We start from the raw sequence: 13948 nt of genomic DNA, 5'->3' as shown, positions 1-13948 counted from the left end.
ATGGGCTGCGGTATTTGCTTTACATAACTGAATAAAACAAACGCCTTGCAAACGTGGTGTTTTTAAGCAAAATCGGGTATAATGTGATGATGGACACATAATGTGCCGCTTTAAGGAGCTGGGAAAAATGAAAGAAACGAAATTTGAACTTTATGAATTGAAACCATTTATTATAGATGCAGTACATCGCCTTGGTTTTTACGAACCGACTGATATCCAGAAAAGGCTGATTCCTGCAGTGTTAAAAAAAGAAAGCGTCATCGGCCAGTCTCAGACGGGTACTGGAAAGACTCACGCTTATTTACTGCCTTTATTAAACAAAATCGATCCTGCTAAGGATGTCGTTCAGGTAGTCATTACGGCTCCGACAAGAGAGCTTGCCAACCAGATTTATCAGGAAGCGCTTAAAATCACGCAGGGTGAAGAAGGAAGTCAGATTCGCTCGAAATGTTTTATCGGAGGCACTGATAAACAAAAATCAATTGATAAATTGAAAATACAGCCGCATCTTGTTGTCGGTACACCTGGACGGATTGCTGACTTAATCAAAGAACAGGCGTTAAGTGTTCATAAAGCGGAATCTCTTGTTATTGATGAAGCGGATTTAATGCTGGACATGGGATTCCTTGCAGATGTAGATTACATCGGTTCCCGCATGCCTGAGGATCTGCAAATGCTTGTGTTCTCAGCGACCATACCGGAAAAGCTGAAACCATTCTTGAAGAAATACATGGAAAATCCGAAATACGCCCATGTGGAGCCAAAACAGGTGACTGCTGCGAAAATCGAGCATATCCTCATTCCTTCGAAACATCGTGACAAGGACAAGCTCCTTTTTGACATCATGTCGCATCTGAATCCATACCTGGGGATTGTGTTTGCCAACACGAAAAATACGGCTGACCATATTGCCCAGTATCTGACTGGCAAAGGCATGAAAATCGGCTTGCTGCACGGCGGATTAACACCACGTGAGCGGAAAAAAGTCATGAAGCAGATCAATGATTTGGAATTCACATATATCATTGCAACTGACCTTGCCGCAAGAGGTATTGATATTAAAGGTGTCAGCCATGTTATCAACTATGAGCTGCCGGATGATCTCGATTTCTATGTTCACCGTGTGGGCAGAACGGCTCGTGCCGGCTCATCAGGACAAGCGATGACCATTTATGAGCTTACTGATGAGGATGCATTAGTAAGACTTGAAAAAATGGGCATCGAATTTGAGTACTTAGAGCTTGAAAAGGGCGAATGGAAAAAAGGCGATGACCGTCAGCGCCGCAAAAAACGTAAAAAAACGCCGAATGAAGCGGATGAAATTGCTCATCGTCTCGTGAAAAAGCCGAAGAAGGTTAAGCCTGGGTATAAAAAGAAAATGAGCTATGAGATGGAGAAAATCAAGAAAAAACAGAGAAGAAACCAATCTAAGAAAAGAAAGTAGGGGAACCTGTTGCTGAGAATAGGCTCACACGTCTCTATGAGCGGAAAACATATGCTTCTGGCTGCAAGCCAGGAAGCAGTCTCTTATGGGGCGAATACGTTTATGATCTATACAGGCGCACCGCAAAATACGCGCCGAAAGAAAATTGAAGACTTAAATATAGAAGCAGGCCGGGCACATATGCAAGAAAACGGCATTGACGAGATTATCGTACACGCGCCTTATATTATTAATATTGGCAACACGACAAATCCGTCCACTTTTGAGCTGGGTGTTGATTTTCTTCGTTCAGAAATTGAACGGACAGCGGCCATCGGAGCGAAGCAAATTGTCCTTCATCCTGGCGCTCACGTAGGGGCAGGAGCTGAAGCCGGCATCAAAAAAATTATTGAAGGCTTAAATGAAGTGATTGATCCGAATCAAAATGTCCAGATTGCATTAGAAACAATGGCTGGAAAAGGATCAGAATGCGGCAGAAGCTTTGAGGAGCTTGCGCAGATTATCGAAGGCGTTACACACAATGAGCAGCTGTCAGTGTGCTTTGACACGTGCCATACACATGATGCCGGGTATAACATTGTCGAAGACTTTGACGGAGTGCTAAATGAGTTCGATAAAATCATTGGCATTGACCGTATTAAAGTGCTTCATATCAATGACAGCAAAAATGTCAAAGGTGCGAGAAAAGACCGCCATGAAAATATTGGCTTTGGTGAAATAGGTTTTGACGCACTGCAATATGTTGTTCACCATGAGCAGTTAAAAGACATTCCAAAAATTCTTGAAACACCATACGTCGGTGAAGATAAAAAGAACAAAAAACCGCCATACCGTTTTGAGATTGAAATGCTGAAAGAAAAACAATTTGATGATACATTGCTTGAAAAGATTTTACAGCAATAAAAAATGGGGGATAACACCCCCATTTTTTAGCTTGTAAATTGTTTGAATAGTTCATTAACTGTTTGAGCTGTTTCTTTCGATGTAATCGTCTCTACTTGTTTCAGCAGCCGCATTCGTTCACTCTCATTAAAGATGTTTACATTTTTCCCGTATAACAGGTTCGCTACTTCAACGGCCTGCGATCTTGTTAAGCTGATTCCGTATTGTTTTGAGTACTTCAGCAAATCATCAGCAGTAGCCTGATTAAGCCGCTGCAAAATAATTCTTTGAAATAAAATCATCGGTCATTCCACCTCCAGACTTAATGTATGGGCAAATCAGTAAAATGTGTCAGTGTTTAATGGTAAAATAGATTTATAATGTATTTAAAATAGTTATTGCAGGAAAGGAGATTTTATGACCCCAACAAAACAACATAAGAAAGAAACATTTACCCATTTTATTTTCAGGGTCTTTATGATTCTGGTAGGAGCTGCATCTGCGGCTGTAAGTATTGAATTATTTTTAATCCCCAATGATTTTATTGATGGCGGGATTATCGGTGTATCACTTATTTTAGACCACCTCTTTATGTCAAACCCCTTTCTGAATTTCGCTTTTTTCGTTGTCATATTAAATATTCCTTTTATGATCTTCGGATATAAATATATCGGTAAGACCTTTCTAGTCTCTACGTTTATAGGGATTGTCGGGCTTGCCGTTATTGAATCCTCACTTCACCATGTAGAAGCCATTACAACCCAGCCTATTTTGGCTACTGTGTTCGGAGGTCTTTTACTCGGCTTTGGCGTCGGGCTTGTTATTCGAAATGGAGGTTCAATGGATGGTACAGAAATTCTCGGTATTTTGCTGACCAAAAAACTCCCGTTTTCTGTAGGTGAGTTCGTTATGTTCATCAATGTGTTCATTTTCATTTGGGCAGTTTTTGTGTTCGGTCCTGAGCAAGCGATGTACTCATTCATGACTTATTATATTGCGATGAAAACGATTGATGCCGTGATCCAAGGGCTTGATGAAACAAAAGCTGTCATTATTGTGTCTGAGCAGTATGATGAGATTTCCGACGCGATTTTGCACCGTCTCGGTCGGGGCACAACGAAGCTGAAGGGGAAAGGCGGATATACGGACGAAGAAAAAGACGTAATTTACGCGGTTGTCACAAGGCTGGAAGTGACAAAGCTCAAATCGATCGTGTTTGAAGTTGATCAAAATGCATTCATAACAATTATGAATACTCATGAAACGAGAGGCGGAAAATTCAAAAACGCAATCCACTAGGCTTTCATTTACTTTTATTCATTTTATGGGTATAATTTTATCTGCAGTAAAGAAAATGGCTTGCTGGACAGACAGCTGCCATTTTCTTTTTCATACATGTAATACGTTCTTAAGCAAAGCGAAAAGGGGGACCCTTCATGAACGTACAAGAAGCGCTGAACCTACTAAAAGAAAACGGATATAAATATACAAACAAACGGGAGGATATGCTGCAGCTTTTTGCTGATTCAGACAGATATCTTACCGCTAAAAACGTACTGTCTGCACTGAATGATGATTATCCAGGCTTAAGCTTTGATACAATCTACAGAAATCTTTCTTTATATGAAGAACTTGGGATTTTGGAAACAACTGAGCTGTCCGGTGAAAAGCTCTTCCGATTTAAGTGTTCATTCACCCATCACCACCATCATTTTATTTGTCTTGCCTGCGGCAAAACAAAGGAAATTGAATCATGTCCGATGGACAAGCTTTGTGATGATTTGGATGGCTATCAGGTCAGTGGGCATAAATTTGAGATTTATGGCACATGCCCTGATTGTACAGCGGAAAACCAAGAAAACACTACTGCGTAAAATGCGTATATATGAAAAAGGGGCCCGGTTTGGGCTCCTTTTTCAGTTATTGACACGTATTAAGTGATGCTTATTGTTGTTCATCCATTGAACGGCTTCTAGCCAGTTGTTTACTCTGATGATGTTTGAATCAATCGGAAGCTGATTATAAGGGGAATTGAACAAAATCACCGGTATCCCGGCTTCTTTCGCAATCATCATGGCGTTCCCGTGATGATCCTCAAAAAACAGGTCGATGTTATGATTCTTGACCGCTTCAACTTTGTGATGACCGCCAACGAGTTCGATGTGGTCATAATGAATGTTTTGTCTGTCAAACCATTCATAGGTAATATCAGTTAAATGAGTCCGTCTCGCTGTAATATAAATAAGCTTGTGCTCCTCTTTGAGAAGATCAAGTGACTGTTTCGCATGCTGTGCAAGCAATGCTTCCTTATATATGATCGCTTCATTTTGATTCATCCAATCCCAAAATTCTTCCTGGGTAATGTTTAACAGCTTTGTTAAATCATAATCCGTCATATCGTTTAATGAAATGGAAAGATTAAACGAACGGTTCAAATAAGGGACGAATGTATCCTGAGCCGTGATTGTGCCGTCAATATCTATTCCTAAGCGTAACATGCCCACACTCCTTCAGTTTCATCCCTTCAAGTGTAACATAAACAATTGACATTAACAGAAAAGTTTAGCAAACATGAATCAGGCAAAATGGATCAAACTATAAAAGCTCCTTTAATAAAACAGAAGGGGGAATTGAAGGTGGCAAACGATTACGAAAAGCGTGATAACAACAGTTACTATGTTGATCATGGATCTGAAGGGACAAATATTAACCGCGACAATGACGGTTTTTTTGAGGAAACAGCTGCTGAAATCGCAGAGCCTTATCGTGCTGCTGACCGCAGCAATGACCAAGACAATGATCGCAGCGGCGGCAATGTCAATGAAGGACGGGGAATAGGATATATCGCTTTAGCCTTGTCTATTATTTCATTGTTTGTACTGCCTGTTTTATTGGGAGCTGCCGGTATTATTGTCGGCTATATCGCAAGAAGAAGAGGTGCTCAAGGCCTTGGCGCCTGGGCAATGGGTATCGGTGTCGTTTCATTAGTGCTTGGAATATTTATTATTCCATTTTTCTAACACAAAAAAGCTTGACGGGTTCCCGTCAAGCTTTTTGTGTTTCTTCTTTTAATTTTGCTTTTTCAGCTTCAAGTTTTGCGTAGTGTTCCTCAGCAAGAATGTCAATTTCTTTTTTGAGTTCTTCTACCATCGTTTCCTCTGGAACCTTACGGACAATTTTCCCTTTCCGGAACAGCAGTCCTTCACCGCGTGCGCCGGCGATTCCGATATCAGCTTCTCTCGCTTCACCAGGTCCGTTTACAGCGCAGCCGAGAACAGCAACTTTAATCGGCGCTTTTATCTTAGAAATATACTCTTCCACTTCATTGGCAATGCTGATTAGATCAATCTCAATACGGCCGCAAGTCGGACATGAGATGAGCGTGGCAGCATTGGAGGCTAAGCCGAAAGATTTCAGAAGCTCCCTTGCTACTTTTACCTCTTCTACAGGGTCTGCGCTTAGTGAAATGCGCATGGTGTTCCCGATGCCTTTGCTTAAAATGGCGCCGAGTCCTGCTGCGCTCTTTACTGTGCCGGCAAACAGCGTTCCTGACTCGGTGATCCCGAGGTGAAGCGGGTAGTCAAACGCTTTCGCCGCTTTTTCATAAGCCTCGATTGCAAGGTTCACGTCAGAGGCCTTCATGCTGACAATAATATCGTGAAAATCAAGATCCTCAAGAATTTTAATGTGATGAAGTGCGCTTTCTACCATTCCATCGGCAGTCGGATAACCGTATTTTTCTAAAATGCGTTTTTCCAATGAACCGGCGTTTACTCCGATTCTGATCGGAATGCCTTTGTCTTTGGCTGCTTTAACAACCGCTTCAACTTTTTCGCGCCGGCCGATGTTGCCGGGGTTGATTCGGATTTTATCTGCGCCGCCTTCAATGGCTTTCAACGCAAGTTTATAATCGAAATGTATGTCAACAACGAGAGGAATGGAAATGCGCTTTTTAATATCCGCAATGGCGTTTGCTGCCCGTTCATCCGGACATGCTACCCGAACGATTTGGCATCCGGCTTCAGCCAAACGGTTAATTTCCGCAACCGTTGCTTCTACATCATGTGTTTTCGTTGTTGTCATGCTTTGGATGACAACTTCATTGTTGCCGCCTATTGTTAAAGGTCCCACTTTGACGGGACGCGTTTTTGTACGATGTGTGATTTCACTCACTTGCAATCGCTCCTTAATTGTAGTTGCCGCTTCTAGATATAACAATTCTAGTATGGTTTATGTGAATTTATTTTACAAATTACATTGTAACAGTGTCTTCGCCGAACTGACAAGAAATTAACGTTAAATTAAGGGTAGACCGGGAATTTATACGCTGTTCCCGCTTGAATGGCATTGGCTTTCACATTTGGATTCAGTGCTTCAAAATCCTTTACAATGTCATCCGGAGAACCTGCTGATCCGACTATCGACATAACCGTATCACCCGGCTTTACCTTCACCGTTTTATAAGCCGGTTCTTGTACAGCCGTTTTTGCTGATGCTTCATAGACAGGGAGGTCCTGAATGGGTATGGTTCCAATTTTAAGGTCATAAAAAAGAATAAAAAGTATAAAAACAATGCTGCATACTAAGGTGAGACGCTTCATCGCTTTTCCTCCCGCATACGAAATTTTATACCATAGTATGCTTGTCCATTTCGATTCATGACAAAAGAAAAGAGACTTCGAATGCAGCCTCGGTTTATACAGCAGCTTTTTTGGACGGAATCTCTTTTAAAACGAGAAACAGGATGACAAAATTGACAAACCAGTTCAGCAAAAATTCACTTGGTACGGTTGCTTCTAGTGCCCGCATGATTGTAAAGAATACAGTTGAAAGGGTGATGGAATAAGCAGAAAGCTTCCAGAGCTGATGATAGGATAAATGTTTTTTCTGCGAATTCTTAATGATTAACCCGATAAGCGCTAAAAACGATACTTCAATAAATTTTCCCGCTGCTGTTACGAGAAAAATAAGAGCTGAGAGAACAGTTACAATCATCGCTTTATTTTGGTTTAACCCTGCAATGACATCTTTTTTCTGTAACTCTGATGGCATCATTGAGTAAGACATTTCTTGGGCTTGTCCGTCAATGGCCAAAACAAATTTGTTCTGAAGGATGCCGATCGCGTTTTGCTTTGCTTCAATTTGTTCAGTGCCATAGGAGTCTGTAGGATCGAACACGATAACGAAACCATTTGCTTGAGATTCCGTGGCTTTTTTCTCATCCGTTTGAAGTTTGCCGTTTGAAATTGTGAAATCAGGGAAATCTTTGTTTAAAACAGTTTTAAAACCGTTCATTGATTTTACGGTCCCTGTACTTACATAATAAGCGGTAGGGATTGCAAACAGGACAGAGAGCAAAAATACATAAAGAATCGCTTTTCCGATTCCTTGAAATCTTGTTTTTGCAATATCACGGGGAGAGTATGTACTTTTAATGAAAAGCTGAAACACATTCACTATCTTCACTTCCTAGCTAAACTAATATATGTTGCTTATTGTATCGTTGCATGCGTGTGAATACAAGGAAGACATGAAGAAGACAGAGTAAAATGGGAGGATGGAAGCTATGGATATGTTGTATTGGCTGTTGATTGCAGCGGTTTTTATCATTGCCTTTATCGGGCTGGTGTATCCTGTTATTCCGAGCGTAGTATTTATTGTTGCCGGATTTGTATTGTACGGATTTTTATTTTCATTCAGTCCGTATTCATATATGTTCTGGCTTGTTGAGGCAGTTTTTGCCGCAGTATTATTCGCAGCAGATTACGTGTCGAATCTGCTTGGAGTAAAAAGGTTCGGAGGAAGCAAAGCTGCCATATGGGGAAGCACGATCGGTTTATTAATCGGGCCTTTTGTCATTCCGGTTGCAGGGATCATATTGGGGCCGTTTATCGGGGCTGTTTGCGCAGAACTTATCGTTCATCAGAAGGACTTAAAGTCAGCGTTTAAAATTGGCCTCGGCTCACTCATTGGTTTTTTAACAGGGGTTATTGCAAAGGGCATCATACAGCTTTTGATGATCGGATACTTTTTATGGACAGTCCTATAAGAAATGCTGGCGGCAGGTTTAATGGGGCGGATTATCGGTTAAAGTGAAATATGTCGCTGAAATGAGCCAAATCGTGAGCTTTTTCATTGATTACAAAGCATTCTTTTGTTACATTGAATGAAGAAAGGCTCGCTGTGAAGCGGCATTTCAGTACATATATACTAAGGAGGAATTATCATGGCTTACGAACTTCCAGAATTACCTTATGCGTACGATGCTTTAGAACCGCATATCGACAAGGAAACTATGACTATTCACCATACGAAACACCACAACACATACGTGACAAATTTAAACAAAGCGGTTGAAGGAAACACTGCTCTTGCCAACAAATCAGTTGAAGAGCTTGTTGCAGATCTTGATTCTGTTCCTGAAAACATCCGCACTGCAGTCCGCAACAACGGCGGCGGACACGCGAACCACAAATTATTCTGGACACTTTTATCTCCAAACGGCGGAGGCGAACCGACTGGCGCGCTTGCTGAAGAGATCAACAGTGTATTTGGAAGCTTTGACAAATTCAAAGAGCAATTCGCAGCAGCAGCAGCTGGACGCTTCGGTTCTGGCTGGGCATGGCTTGTTGTGAACAACGGGAAACTTGAAATCACAAGCACGCCAAACCAAGATTCTCCGCTTTCAGAAGGCAAAACGCCTATCTTAGGTCTTGACGTTTGGGAGCATGCTTACTACCTTAACTATCAAAACCGCCGTCCTGATTACATTTCAGCTTTCTGGAATGTTGTAAACTGGGACGAAGTGGCTCGTCTATACAGCGAAGCAAAATAATGGCACAAACAAGGTCCTCATTATGGGACCTTGTTTTTTTATGTCTTCTTTTTACATATCTCGGTTTGAGTGAGACAGACTAAGGGATAGTAAAGGGGAGTCAGTAATGAGCAAACTAAAAAAAGTGATAGGCGATGTAGACGTAAACAAAGGGTTACTCTTTCTGCTGACCATTGGCGGGCTTTACTCGCTGGGAATTGCACTGTCCAATACATTTGTTAATGTGTATCTTTGGAAGCAGTCAGGGAAATTTATTGATTTGGCGATATATAATTTATCCATTGTGACAATGCAGCCGATAACCTTTTATTTGGCTGGACGGTTAGCCAAAAAAATAGACAGGGTATTCATTTTAAGGTTCGGCGTCATTTTTTTAGCTGCCTTTTATTTAAGTGTGCTTTTAGCCGGAGAAACGGCGGCCAGCCGCCTCGTGCTAATCGGCGCGGTGCTCGGAGTTGGCTATGGCTTTTATTGGCTAGCGTTTAACGTACTGACCTTTGAAATAACAGAGCCGGATACGCGAGACTTTTTCAACGGGTTTATGGGCATTCTGTCTTCCTCTGCAGGAATGATCGGCCCGATTGTAGCCGGATTCGTGATCTCAAGGCTTGAAAATAATACGGGTTATACAGTGATTTTCAGTCTCTCCCTCAGTTTATTTGCCCTGGCTGTCGTGATGAGCTTTTTCTTAAAACGGAGAGAATCAAAGGGCCGTTTTATGCTGAGCAAAGTATTTGGAGAGCGCCATAGCAATATGAATTGGCGGAGAATCACGAATGCGCATTTTTTTCAGGGTTTGAGAGAAGGGATTTTTGTCTTTTTAATCAGTGTGTTTGTATTTATTGAGACAAACAGCGAACTTGCTCTCGGCACATTCGGTCTTGTCAATTCAGCTGTTTCCTTCTTTGCCTACTACTTTGCATCCAGGCTGATTAAGAAAAAGGCGAGAAAAAAATCGATTTTGCTGGGCGGACTTATTTTGTATGGCGCGCTGTTTTTGATTCTGTTCCATATGAGCTTTTCGACATTATTAACGTACGGCGTTTTTATTGCCATCGGCTATCCTCTGTTGCTTGTGCCATATGTATCACTTACATATGATGTGATAGGGCGCGCGAGGCATGCCAGAAAAGCAAGAATTGAATATATCGTGCTTAGAGAAATGTTCTTGAACGCCGGCAGAATTGTTTCCATTTTGTGCTTTCTCCTGATTGTGGCTCTTCTGAAAGAGGATGTGGGAATTCCTTTGTCACTTGCGATATTGGGTATAGGACATCCTTTGATTTATTACTTTGTCAAGGATATCCGTTTTAAGGAGAAAGAAGGGGAAAATGAAACCATGGAAGAAGACGGCCAAAAACGGGTAACAGAACCGCCCCTGTTAAAAGGCGAGAGATAATTTTTTTGCCAAAAAGGGGTTATCTGTAGAAAAAAGTCGAAAAAACCTTTAAAATGAAAACTGGCACTCTTACTTGAGTGTCTTTTCTTTCTGTAAATAGAAAAGGTGATGTTATGAGGAGAAATAAACCAAAAAAGCAAAATCATAAAGAGAAAAAGAAGTCGCTTCCGATCAGGCTGAATATTTTATTTTTAGCTGCCTTTGTTATATTTACCTGGATTATTGTGGAACTGGGCATCAAGCAGATCGTGCAAGGCGATGATTACAAAAACCAAGCGAATAAGCAGGAACAAAGTGAAGTCAGCTCAGCGGTACCACGCGGGAAAATTTATGATCGAAACTTTAATGCCATTGTGACAAATAAGGCTTTAAATGCAATCACATACACGAGATCTAAATCGACCACGCAAGAACAGCGCTTAAAGATCGCAAAAAAGCTGTCTGACATGATCAAAGTCGATACAAAAAAAGTAACAGAACGGGATAAAAAAGATTATTGGATTTTGACTAGACCGAAAGAAGCGAAAAAGCTCATTAGCTCTAAAGAAAGACAGCAGGTTGAAGACAAAAAAATATCCGATGACGATTTATACCAGCTTCAGCTAAAACGGATTACTGATAAGCAGCTGAATGAATTGACGGATAAAGATATGCAGATCCTTGCTATCAAAAGACAGATGGATTCGGGCTATGCATTAACCCCTCAATATATCAAAAACGAAGATGTATCAGCGAAGGAAATGGCAGTGGTAAGTGAACATTTAGACGAACTGCCAGGTGTTGATGTCACGTCCGATTGGGAACGTGAATATCCGTATAAAAACCTTCTTCGCTCAGTGCTCGGAAGTGTTTCCAGCTCTGATGAAGGATTGCCGTCCAACTTGCTTGAGCATTACCTGTCGCTTGGCTACAGCCGAAATGACAGGGTCGGAAAAAGTTATCTGGAATACCAATATGAAAGCCTTCTGCAGGGCCAAAAAGCCAAAGTCGAAAATATCACAGATTCAAACGGCAATGTCACGGGAACAAAAACGGTATCTGAAGGCAAAGCCGGTAAGGATCTCGTGCTTACGATTGACATTGATTTGCAAAAAGAAGTGGAAAAAATCATTGAGAAGAACCTCAAATCTGCTAAAGCAAGACCAAGCACGCAATTGTTAGACCGGGCATTCGTTGTTATGATGGACCCAAGAAACGGTGAAGTGCTTACAATGGCGGGCAAGCAGATTAAACAAGAAAATGGGAAATATAAAATTGATGATTACGCTTTAGGTACAATGACGTCATCTTACGCCATGGGTTCAGCAGTCAAAGGCGCAACAGTCTTGACAGGCCTTCAAACCGGAGCTATCAATCTGAATACTGTTTTTCAAGATGAACCTTTATATATTGGTCAGGATAAACGCGGTAAAAAGTCATGGACTAACTTAGGACCGGTCAATATTCAAAGAGCCTTAGAGCAGTCTTCTAACGTATTTATGTTTAAAACAGCGATCGCGCTCGGAAAAGGTGAGTATAAACCGCACCAAGCTTTACCGATTGATACGACGGCCTTTGATACGTTCCGTAATTACTTCAGCCAATTTGGACTGGGTGTCAAAACTGGAATTGATCTTCCGAATGAAATGACAGGCTATAAAGGAACAGACAGATTGACGGGATTCTTGCTTGACTATGCGATCGGCCAATACGACACGTATACACCGCTGGAACTCGCGCAATACGTATCAACGATTGCAAACGGCGGGTATCGCTTAAAACCTCAGCTTGTGAAAGAAGTCAGGGATCCTAATCCTGAAAAAGGGATCGGTGCTGTCGTACAATCCGTTCAGCCGGAAGTGCTGAATAAAATCGACATGAAGAGTGAATATATTAAAGAGGTTCAGGCCGGATTCAGACGGGTGATGACAAAAGGGACAGCCGCCAGCCAATTTGCTTCAGCGTCATATCAGCCTGCCGGTAAAACAGGAACAGCACAATCGTTCTATGATGGACCTGATAAATCAAAAACAGGAACATCGACTTATAATACGACACTTGTTGCCTATGCACCGGCTGATAATCCTGAGATTGCGATCTCTGTAGTGGTCCCTTGGGCTTATATTGATTACAGCGCTAAATATACCATTACAAACGAAATCGGCAGGGAAGTAATGGATAAATATTTTGAGCTGAAATCGAAGCAGGACAAAGAAGATACTCAGCAAAAGAATAAAGACAAAATTGAAGAAAATGCAGAAAACACAACGTCTTCTGATAATTAAAAAGAAACGCTCACATGATGTGGGCGTTTTTTTTATACAAAAAAACGCACTGATTTACAAAACCTTAACATTCGGTTCAAACCCTTTTTACATAGAACCTTTACTCTATACGTGTAGGACAAATTACACATTATACGCAGGGGGAATTCAGGAAATGAAAAAAAACAAATTGGTGCTTATGCTTCTGATGGCTGCTTTTATGATGATTGCAGCTGCATGCGGAAATGCAGGAGAAAGTAAAAAATCGAATAGCGATTCTGCAAAAGGAGAAGAAAAGGCATCAGGTTCTTTAACCATTTCTGGTTCATCAGCAATGCAGCCACTAGTACTTGCAGCCGCGGAAAAATTTATGGAAGAAAACCCTGATGCTGATATACAGGTACAAGCTGGCGGTTCTGGAACAGGGCTTTCTCAAGTCTCTGAAGGAGCTGTTCAGATCGGGAATTCAGACGTTTTTGCTGAAGAAAAAGAAGGCATCGATGCAAAAGCGCTTGTCGATCATCAAGTCGCTGTAGTTGGTATGGCAGCAGCTGTAAACCCTGATGCTGGTGTAAAGGATATTTCAAAAGATGAATTGAAAAAAATCTTCACTGGCAAAATCAAAAACTGGAAAGAGCTCGGCGGCAAAGACCAAAAGATTACACTTGTAAACCGTCCTGATTCTTCTGGCACACGTGCTACATTTGTGAAATATGCGCTTGACGGTGCGGAGCCTGCAGAAGGCATTACTGAAGATTCCTCCAACACGGTGAAAAAGATCATTGCTGATACTCCGGGAGCGATTGGATATCTTGCATTCTCATATTTAACAGATGACAAAGTAACTGCTCTATCTATTGACGGTGTTAAACCTGAAGCGAAAAATGTAGCAACTGGCGAGTATCCGATCTGGGCTTATCAGCATTCTTATACAAAAGGTGAAGCGACAGGTTTAGCTAAAGAATTTCTTGATTATCTAAAGAGTGAAGACATTCAAAAAAGCATTGTTACTGACCAAGGCTACATTCCGGTTACTGATATGAAAGTGACACGCGATGCCAAAGGGAAGCAAAGCTGATCTTAATAAAAAGAGGAGTGCGGGGACAACCGTTTCTCCTCTTAACACATTCATAGGAGTGTAAAAC

At 41.5% G+C, this 13948-nt stretch carries 15 protein-coding genes; 10 read left to right on the top strand and 5 right to left on the bottom strand.

The features are described from left to right. Positions 1 to 127 precede the first annotated feature (127 nt). Together cshB and NSQ83_RS12725 are read left to right on the top strand one after the other, a co-directional pair. On the top strand, positions 128 to 1444 hold the full coding sequence (gene cshB, locus NSQ83_RS12730) for a DEAD-box ATP-dependent RNA helicase CshB (protein ID WP_004399101.1): 1317 nt from the start codon (positions 128 to 130) through the stop codon (positions 1442 to 1444). 9 nt (positions 1445 to 1453) lie between these two features. Beyond that, positions 1454 to 2347 (top strand): deoxyribonuclease IV, encoded by an 894-nt coding sequence (locus NSQ83_RS12725; protein WP_009967756.1) that lies wholly within the window; start codon positions 1454 to 1456, stop codon positions 2345 to 2347. Positions 2348 to 2373: 26 nt separating this feature from the next. Here the strand turns inward: NSQ83_RS12725 and NSQ83_RS12720 are convergent, their stop codons facing one another. Then, positions 2374 to 2628: a DUF2624 domain-containing protein gene (locus NSQ83_RS12720; protein ID WP_003230076.1), complete on the bottom strand. Its 255-nt coding sequence runs from the start codon at positions 2626 to 2628 to the stop codon at positions 2374 to 2376. A gap of 115 nt (positions 2629 to 2743) precedes the next feature. On the opposite strand from NSQ83_RS12720, the gene NSQ83_RS12715 reads away from it, so the two are divergent. Together NSQ83_RS12715 and zur are read left to right on the top strand one after the other, a co-directional pair. Then, positions 2744 to 3625, top strand: coding sequence for a YitT family protein (locus NSQ83_RS12715; RefSeq protein WP_003230077.1), 882 nt, complete (start codon positions 2744 to 2746; stop codon positions 3623 to 3625). Between the two features lie 137 nt (positions 3626 to 3762). Continuing rightward, positions 3763 to 4200 (top strand): zinc uptake transcriptional repressor Zur, encoded by a 438-nt coding sequence (gene zur, locus NSQ83_RS12710; RefSeq protein WP_004398578.1) that lies wholly within the window; start codon positions 3763 to 3765, stop codon positions 4198 to 4200. A gap of 42 nt (positions 4201 to 4242) precedes the next feature. Here the strand turns inward: zur and NSQ83_RS12705 are convergent, their stop codons facing one another. After that, on the bottom strand, positions 4243 to 4824 hold the full coding sequence (locus NSQ83_RS12705) for a nucleotidase (RefSeq protein WP_003246215.1): 582 nt from the start codon (positions 4822 to 4824) through the stop codon (positions 4243 to 4245). 132 nt (positions 4825 to 4956) lie between these two features. On the opposite strand from NSQ83_RS12705, the gene NSQ83_RS12700 reads away from it, so the two are divergent. Beyond that, a complete protein-coding gene (locus NSQ83_RS12700) occupies positions 4957 to 5346 on the top strand; it encodes a DUF308 domain-containing protein (RefSeq protein WP_074794481.1) in 390 nt (129 codons plus the stop codon). Between the two features lie 25 nt (positions 5347 to 5371). On the opposite strand, the gene ispG is transcribed toward NSQ83_RS12700, so the two are convergent. The 3 genes from ispG to NSQ83_RS12685 all read right to left on the bottom strand — a co-directional run bounded on the left by ispG (position 5372) and on the right by NSQ83_RS12685 (position 7783). Beyond that, the gene (gene ispG, locus NSQ83_RS12695) at positions 5372 to 6505 is read right to left on the bottom strand and encodes a flavodoxin-dependent (E)-4-hydroxy-3-methylbut-2-enyl-diphosphate synthase (protein ID WP_010886567.1); all 1134 of its coding nucleotides are present in this window, start codon (positions 6503 to 6505) and stop codon (positions 5372 to 5374) included. A gap of 122 nt (positions 6506 to 6627) precedes the next feature. Next, positions 6628 to 6927 carry a LysM domain-containing protein gene (locus NSQ83_RS12690; RefSeq protein ID WP_003230087.1) on the bottom strand — a complete coding sequence of 100 codons (300 nt, stop codon included), beginning with the start codon at positions 6925 to 6927 and terminating at the stop codon, positions 6628 to 6630. 94 nt (positions 6928 to 7021) lie between these two features. Further along, positions 7022 to 7783, bottom strand: a complete 762-nt coding sequence (locus NSQ83_RS12685) for a DUF1189 domain-containing protein (protein WP_015384107.1) — start codon at positions 7781 to 7783, stop codon at positions 7022 to 7024. Between the two features lie 109 nt (positions 7784 to 7892). Between NSQ83_RS12685 and NSQ83_RS12680 the strand changes: the two genes are divergently transcribed. The 5 genes from NSQ83_RS12680 to NSQ83_RS12660 all read left to right on the top strand — a co-directional run bounded on the left by NSQ83_RS12680 (position 7893) and on the right by NSQ83_RS12660 (position 13881). Then, positions 7893 to 8375, top strand: coding sequence for a DUF456 domain-containing protein (locus NSQ83_RS12680; RefSeq protein ID WP_004398518.1), 483 nt, complete (start codon positions 7893 to 7895; stop codon positions 8373 to 8375). Positions 8376 to 8552: 177 nt separating this feature from the next. Continuing rightward, complete coding sequence (sodA, locus tag NSQ83_RS12675; protein WP_004398583.1) at positions 8553 to 9161, top strand: superoxide dismutase SodA; 609 nt, start codon at positions 8553 to 8555, stop codon at positions 9159 to 9161. 106 nt (positions 9162 to 9267) lie between these two features. Beyond that, positions 9268 to 10560, top strand: coding sequence for an MFS transporter (locus NSQ83_RS12670; protein ID WP_128993158.1), 1293 nt, complete (start codon positions 9268 to 9270; stop codon positions 10558 to 10560). A 113-nt stretch (positions 10561 to 10673) separates the two neighbouring features. Further along, on the top strand, positions 10674 to 12824 hold the full coding sequence (gene pbpA / locus NSQ83_RS12665) for a penicillin-binding protein 2A (protein ID WP_198878627.1): 2151 nt from the start codon (positions 10674 to 10676) through the stop codon (positions 12822 to 12824). A gap of 154 nt (positions 12825 to 12978) precedes the next feature. Further along, a complete protein-coding gene (locus NSQ83_RS12660; RefSeq protein ID WP_015714269.1) occupies positions 12979 to 13881 on the top strand; it encodes a phosphate ABC transporter substrate-binding protein in 903 nt (300 codons plus the stop codon). Positions 13882 to 13948: the final 67 nt, after the last annotated feature.

This window comes from Bacillus sp. PS217 (genome assembly GCF_037963535.1).
In the GTDB taxonomy this organism is placed as follows: Bacteria; Bacillota; Bacilli; order Bacillales; family Bacillaceae; genus Bacillus; species Bacillus subtilis.
This window is presented reverse-complemented; position numbering and strand designations above follow the sequence as displayed.

Excerpts from the sequence above, each read along its gene's own strand:
- cshB (WP_004399101.1), top strand. The coding sequence starts at position 128 with ATGAAAGAAACGAAATTTGAACTTTATGAATTGAAACCATTTATTATA.
- NSQ83_RS12720 (WP_003230076.1), bottom strand. The coding sequence starts at position 2,628 with ATGATTTTATTTCAAAGAATTATTTTGCAGCGGCTTAATCAGGCTACT.
- NSQ83_RS12715 (WP_003230077.1), top strand. The coding sequence starts at position 2,744 with ATGACCCCAACAAAACAACATAAGAAAGAAACATTTACCCATTTTATT.
- zur (WP_004398578.1), top strand. The coding sequence starts at position 3,763 with ATGAACGTACAAGAAGCGCTGAACCTACTAAAAGAAAACGGATATAAA.
- NSQ83_RS12705 (WP_003246215.1), bottom strand. The coding sequence starts at position 4,824 with ATGTTACGCTTAGGAATAGATATTGACGGCACAATCACGGCTCAGGAT.
- NSQ83_RS12690 (WP_003230087.1), bottom strand. The coding sequence starts at position 6,927 with ATGAAGCGTCTCACCTTAGTATGCAGCATTGTTTTTATACTTTTTATT.
- NSQ83_RS12680 (WP_004398518.1), top strand. The coding sequence starts at position 7,893 with ATGGATATGTTGTATTGGCTGTTGATTGCAGCGGTTTTTATCATTGCC.
- sodA (WP_004398583.1), top strand. The coding sequence starts at position 8,553 with ATGGCTTACGAACTTCCAGAATTACCTTATGCGTACGATGCTTTAGAA.
- NSQ83_RS12670 (WP_128993158.1), top strand. The coding sequence starts at position 9,268 with ATGAGCAAACTAAAAAAAGTGATAGGCGATGTAGACGTAAACAAAGGG.
- pbpA (WP_198878627.1), top strand. The coding sequence starts at position 10,674 with ATGAGGAGAAATAAACCAAAAAAGCAAAATCATAAAGAGAAAAAGAAG.
- NSQ83_RS12660 (WP_015714269.1), top strand. The coding sequence starts at position 12,979 with ATGAAAAAAAACAAATTGGTGCTTATGCTTCTGATGGCTGCTTTTATG.